This window comes from Shigella sp. FC1661 (genome assembly GCF_001712525.1).
GTDB classification, from domain to species: domain Bacteria; phylum Pseudomonadota; class Gammaproteobacteria; order Enterobacterales; family Enterobacteriaceae; genus Escherichia; species Escherichia coli.
In genome coordinates this window covers 1-5,414 of record NZ_MDGW01000158.1, presented here as the reverse complement: position 1 = coordinate 5,414, position 5,414 = coordinate 1, and the positions used below count along the sequence as shown (strand labels likewise).

Below are 5,414 nucleotides of genomic sequence, written 5' to 3'. Positions count from 1 at the left end.
GTGCGTACCGGGCTGAGAGGCGGTGTAAGTGAACTGTAGTTGCCATGTTTTACGGCAATGAGAGCAGAGATAGCGCTGATGTCCGGCAGTGCTTTTGCCGTTACGCACCACGCCTTCAGTAGCGGAGCAGGAAAGACATCTGATGGAAATGGAAGCCACGCAAGCACCTTAAAATCACCATCATACACTAAATCAGTAAGTTGGCAGCATTACCCTGCCGTTTTTGCTTCATACTTACACCCTTCAACAATAAAAATGAGAGGGAATGCTTTTGGCCGGGAGTAGTTTACTGACGTTGCTCGATGATATCGCCACACTACTGGACGATATCTCCGTGATGGGCAAACTGGCGGCGAAGAAAACCGCCGGTGTATTAGGGGATGACTTATCGCTCAATGCGCAACAAGTTTCAGGCGTGCGGGCCAACCGGGAACTTCCCGTGGTCTGGGGCGTGGCGAAAGGATCGCTGATTAATAAAGTGATTCTGGTGCCGCTGGCGCTGATCATCAGTGCGTTTATCCCGTGGGCGATTACGCCTCTGTTGATGATTGGTGGCGCGTTTCTCTGCTTTGAAGGAGTAGAGAAAGTGCTGCATATGCTGGAGGCGCGTAAACATAAAGAAGATCCGGCGCAGAGCCAGCAGCGTCTGGAGAAGCTGGCGGCGCAGGATCCGCTGAAGTTTGAAAAGGACAAAATAAAAGGGGCGATTCGTACCGATTTTATATTGTCTGCCGAAATCGTCGCCATCACGCTGGGGATTGTGGCCGAAGCGCCGTTGCTTAATCAGGTGCTGGTGCTTTCAGGCATCGCGCTGGTAGTGACCGTGGGCGTCTACGGTCTGGTAGGGGTTATCGTTAAGATTGATGACCTGGGGTATTGGCTGGCGGAAAAATCCAGCGCGCTGATGCAGGCATTAGGTAAAGGGTTATTGATCATTGCGCCCTGGCTGATGAAAGCGTTATCGATTGTCGGCACGCTGGCGATGTTCCTTGTCGGCGGCGGGATTGTGGTACATGGTATTGCGCCGCTGCATCACGCCATTGAACATTTCGCCGGGCAGCAAAGTGCAGTGGTGGCGATGATATTACCGACTGTTTTAAATCTGATTCTTGGATTTATCATCGGCGGCATAGTGGTGCTGGGAGTGAAAGCCGTAGCGAAAATACGCGGTCAGGCACATTAATACTCGCACAGGCTATTATGCAAAATTCGCCATCTTCAACTAAGGTGAACAAGTTTCACTCGAAAAAAGGAGGCGAGTATGAGCTTTATGGTTAGTGAGGAAGTTACGGTTAAAGAGGGCGGCCCGCGGATGATTGTCACCGGATACTCCAGCGGTATGGTTGAGTGTCGTTGGTATGACGGTTACGGGGTCAAGCGGGAAGCTTTTCATGAAACCGAGCTTGTTCCGGGGGAGGGGAGTCGTTCTGCGGAAGAAGTTTGAAAGGGTATCATTAACACCAGGCCGGATCACTTCCGGCCTGGTGTGCCAATGCCTGCAATGAATGATAGTCGCGTTTTATCATGCCACCATTATAAAATTATCGCTGTTTTGCGGTACGCTATCGCCAGGTTATGCCAGAATCATAAAAAAGCAGGTTGGGAGTCGTCAGGGTGCAGCACGAGACAAAAATGGAAAACCAGAGCTGGTTGAAAAAAATCGCACGCCGCCTGGGGCCTGGTCATGTCGTTAATCTCTGCTTTATCGTGGTATTGCTTTTTTCCACCTTGCTGACCTGGCGTGAAGTGGTAGTGCTGGAAGATGCCTATATCTCCAGCCAGCGTAATCATCTGGAAAACGTAGCCAACGCGCTCGATAAGCATTTGCAGTATAACGTCGACAAACTGATCTTTTTGCGTAATGGCATGCGCGAAGCTCTCGTAGCGCCACTGGATTTCACTTCACTGCGTAATGCTGTAACCGAGTTCGAACAGCATCGCGACGAGCACGCCTGGCAAATTGAACTCAACCGACGACGCACCCTGTCAGTCAATGGCGTATCGGATGCATTAGTCAGCGAGGGGAATCTCCTGTCTCGCGAAAATGAAAGCCTCGACAATGAAATTACCGCTGCACTGGAAGTTGGTTACTTGCTGCGACTGGCGCACAACACCTCGTCGATGGTTGAACAGGCGATGTATGTCTCGCGTGCCGGATTTTACGTTTCGACGCAGCCGACCTTGTTTACGCGCAATGTACCAACGCGTTATTACGGCTATGTCACCCAACCCTGGTTTATCGGCCATTCGCAACGAGAAAATCGTCACCGCGCGGTACGCTGGTTTACTTCGCAACCGGAACACGCCAGCAATACTGAACCGCAGGTTACCGTCAGTGTTCCGGTAGACAGTAATAACTACTGGTATGGCGTGCTGGGGATGAGTATTCCCGTGCGTACCATGCAGCAATTTTTAAGAAACGCCATCGATAAAAACCTCGATGGTGAGTATCAGCTCTATGACAGTAAGCTGAGATTTTTGACCTCTTCCAATCCTGACCATCCAACAGGGAATATTTTTGATCCTCGTGAACTGGCCTTGCTGGCGCAGGCGATGGAACATGACACGCGGGGCGGCATTCGTATGGACAGTCGCTATGTTAGCTGGGAACGTCTGGACCATTTCGACGGTGTGCTGGTGCGCGTCCATACGCTAAGCGAAGGCGTGCGCGGCGATTTCGGCAGTATCAGCATTGCATTAACCCTGCTGTGGGCGCTCTTTACCACCATGTTACTCATCTCCTGGTATGTGATTCGCCGGATGGTTAGCAACATGTATGTTCTGCAAAGCTCGTTGCAGTGGCAGGCGTGGCACGACACCTTAACCCGTTTATATAATCGTGGCGCACTGTTTGAAAAAGCCCGTCCGCTCGCGAAATTGTGTCAGACGCACCAACATCCTTTTTCTGTCATTCAGGTCGACCTTGACCATTTTAAAGCGATTAATGACCGCTTTAGTCATCAGGCGGGCGACCGTGTTCTTTCTCATGCTGCCGGATTAATTAGCAGTTCCTTGCGTGCGCAGGACGTTGCCGGGCGGGTCGGTGGTGAGGAGTTTTGTGTGATTCTGCCAGGCGCGAGTCTGACGGAGGCTGCGGAAGTCGCAGAACGTATTCGCCTGAAGTTAAATGAAAAAGAGATGTTGATTGCTAAGAGTACGACGATACGCATCAGTGCCTCGTTGGGGGTAAGTAGCAGCGAGGAAACCGGTGATTATGATTTTGAACAACTCCAGTCACTGGCTGACCGTCGGCTTTATCTCGCTAAACAGGCCGGGCGTAATCGGGTATGCGCGAGCGATAACGCTTAACGAGCGGAGAAAAAATGGTCCAGCCCTTCACGCCATCCTTCCGGTCCTTCACGCTGCGTTCGCCAGACGCGGGCCGGATCCTCATCATGCAGATGCACCCCTTCACGGTTTAGCCCTTTCACAATCACCGCGTAATCTATTACCTCCAGTAAGGGCGCATCGTTTGGCCCATCGCCCAGGCCAAGTGTGGTTGGGCGTTTGCCTGATAATTGTTGATAGGTCGCGATAATCCAGTTGGCGGCCTGATCTTTTCCGGCAGAGGCATCCAGGACGTGCCAGAAGCGCGCACCCTGCATAAACTGTAAGCCCAGTTCGTTCAGACGAGCGGTAAATTGTGCCATACGCTCGTCACTGTCGCGCCAGATTAGCGTTACCGACGCCTCATGCAGCTGCGTCAGCGCCGCCTGGCTACGGCTTAATCCCGTCCATTCGGCGATGGTTGCATCGTCGACATCATCGAAAGTCGTGAATTTAAAATGTTCTTTCTCGCGTAGCGTATTTAAAACCTGGCTGATTTCGCCATGGCTAATACCTGAGATGATGCGTGGAAAACCGTCTATATCCTGCCATTGTTCAGCAAGCTGGATCACTGCGCCATTTTCGGCAATCAGTGGTACCCCTTGTAACCCCAACGTTTTTTGCAAGTACAGCATTTCCGCTGAAGTTTTACTGCTACAGAGAATGACGGGAACATTCGCTTCGCGTAAACGGCTGAGCCAGGGGGCAGCCGGTTGCCAGTCATAACTATGACTGTCCAGCAGGGTGCCATCAAGATCGCTAAAAACCAGTAGTGGTTGTTGAATTGAAAACATGGTCGCGCAGTTCTCCCCTTACCAGGATGATTCTCAAAACAGCACAAATAATCAAAGATGATTTTTTCGGGAGCGATCCCGTTGACGCCAGAGCCACCAAGGGGTGACGCACGTCACATTTCTATTCATAAGTAGCGTTAATCATTCATATCGCGAATATTTTCTTGTCAGCGAAAAAAATTGCGGATAAGGTGATGAACACATCAGATTTCCTGGTGTAACGAATTTTTTAAGTGCTTCTTGCTTAAGCAAGTTTCATCCCGACCCCTCAGGGTCGGGATTTTTTATTGTGCATTCAACGATTCACTTCAGAGACGCTGAAGTCATGAATATCCAGTTCGAAGGCATCCGCCAATTCACGCCATGTATGATATTCACGTCCATCGACGCTAACGTGTTCAGAATCGTTCTGGCTGCGATGAACTTCGCTTTCGCTAATTTCATTGATCGCCGCCAGCAGGGCATCGACATCGACGCTGACCTCACGTTTTGCGGTATCGCTGTACTCTTTTGCGGTTTTCATCATCTTTCCTCGCAACCGTTACTCTGTTGTTGCCGCCAGTCGTTAAGTCCGCCTGGCATCTCTTAAGTATAGACCGTCGAGAAAATCAGCACTCGCGCGCGCCTGGCGCTGCCAGAAAAACGAAATTGTTCTACACTGGCACAAAGCCACAGGAGGAAAACGATGAAGGTGAATGATCGGGTAACAGTCAAAACGGATGGCGGTCCGCGTCGTCCTGGCGTGGTACTAGCAGTTGAGGAGTTTAGTGAAGGCACAATGTACCTGGTTTCGCTGGAAGACTACCCGCTCGGCATCTGGTTCTTTAATGAAGCAGGGCATCAGGACGGTATCTTTGTGGAGAAAGCAGAGTAATCTTATTCAGCCTGACTGGTGGGAAACCACCAGTCAGAATGTGTTAGCGCATGTTGACAAAAATACCATTAGTCACATGGTAATGACTCCAACTTATTGATAGTGTTTTATGTTCAGATAATGCCCGATGACTTTGTCATGCAGCTCCACCGATTTTGAGAACGACAGCGACTTCCGTCCCAGCCGTGCCAGGTGCTGCCTCAGATTCAGGTTATGCCGCTCAATTCGCTGCGTATATCGCTTGCTGATTACGTGCAGCTTTCCCTTCAGGCGGGATTCATACAGTGGCCAGCCATCCGTCATCCATATCACCACGTCAAAGGGTGACAGCAAGCTCATAAGACGCCCCAGCGTCGCCATAGTGCGTTCACCGAATACGTGCGCAACAACCGTCTTCCGGAGCCTGTCATACGCGTAAA

The 5,414-nt window shown here is 50.8% G+C and carries 7 protein-coding genes and 1 pseudogene; 4 read left to right on the top strand and 4 right to left on the bottom strand.

The window, feature by feature from the left end; genetic code table 11:
* Positions 1–159 (bottom strand): IS1 family transposase (locus BFF42_RS10690; RefSeq protein WP_146753259.1); only part of this gene is annotated, 159 nt, incomplete at its 3' end.
* Between the two features lie 106 nt (positions 160–265).
* Here BFF42_RS10690 and BFF42_RS10685 point away from each other — a divergent pair.
* From BFF42_RS10685 to dgcQ, 3 genes are all read left to right on the top strand, one after another.
* Entirely contained in the window at positions 266–1,183 is a 918-nt protein-coding gene (locus BFF42_RS10685; protein ID WP_000922682.1) for a DUF808 domain-containing protein, read from the top strand.
* A gap of 78 nt (positions 1,184–1,261) precedes the next feature.
* Positions 1,262–1,444, top strand: a complete 183-nt coding sequence (locus BFF42_RS10680; protein ID WP_000009307.1) for a YodC family protein — start codon at positions 1,262–1,264, stop codon at positions 1,442–1,444.
* Positions 1,445–1,614: 170 nt separating this feature from the next.
* Positions 1,615–3,309: a cellulose biosynthesis regulator diguanylate cyclase DgcQ gene (dgcQ, locus tag BFF42_RS10675; RefSeq protein WP_077897108.1), complete on the top strand. Its 1,695-nt coding sequence runs from the start codon at positions 1,615–1,617 to the stop codon at positions 3,307–3,309.
* Here dgcQ and BFF42_RS10670 read toward each other — a convergent pair.
* Both BFF42_RS10670 and yodD read right to left on the bottom strand, forming a co-directional pair.
* Positions 3,306–4,121: a mannosyl-3-phosphoglycerate phosphatase-related protein gene (locus BFF42_RS10670; RefSeq protein ID WP_000491512.1), complete on the bottom strand. Its 816-nt coding sequence runs from the start codon at positions 4,119–4,121 to the stop codon at positions 3,306–3,308. The genes dgcQ and BFF42_RS10670 overlap by 4 nt on opposite strands.
* A 295-nt stretch (positions 4,122–4,416) precedes the next feature.
* Positions 4,417–4,644 (bottom strand): peroxide/acid resistance protein YodD, encoded by a 228-nt coding sequence (yodD, locus tag BFF42_RS10665; protein ID WP_000844800.1) that lies wholly within the window; start codon positions 4,642–4,644, stop codon positions 4,417–4,419.
* A 162-nt stretch (positions 4,645–4,806) separates the two neighbouring features.
* Between yodD and dsrB the strand changes: the two genes are divergently transcribed.
* Entirely contained in the window at positions 4,807–4,995 is a 189-nt protein-coding gene (gene dsrB, locus BFF42_RS10660) for a protein DsrB (RefSeq protein WP_000867217.1), read from the top strand.
* Between the two features lie 93 nt (positions 4,996–5,088).
* Here the strand turns inward: dsrB and BFF42_RS10655 are convergent.
* Positions 5,089–5,414: pseudogene (locus BFF42_RS10655) on the bottom strand (IS1-like element IS1B family transposase); the annotation flags it as partial.